The organism is Pseudomonas sp. AC083 (genome assembly GCF_979253165.1).
The window spans coordinates 1-242 of the sequence record NZ_CEEDDH010000303.1 but is presented as its reverse complement, the minus strand read 5'-3'; the positions used below and the strand labels follow the sequence as shown (position 1 = coordinate 242).

Genomic DNA, 242 nt, shown 5'->3' with positions numbered 1-242 from the left:
CTCTTAACAGATTCAGATCTAGTTCAAGGAGATCATGGCATTATTTTTTACAATCAGCCGGAGAGTGCAACGGGTGTCGCGACACTTTTACCAGCAGAGATATCAGGTCAGTTGAAAAGGCATCAATTGAATTTTGATATGAGCAAAGTGCCTGCTGGAATCACAAAGGTGGCGATTACACTAACAGAGGATCAAGGAATTGGTTTTTCTCAAGTGAAGAATCTGCAAGCAGAAATCCAAAC

General features: G+C 41.3%; 1 protein-coding gene. It reads left to right on the top strand.

Going from position 1 to position 242, the window contains the following annotated elements:
- The coding region (locus AC0IXA_RS28020; protein WP_471814996.1) for a TerD family protein at positions 1-242 on the top strand (242 nt) is incomplete at both ends.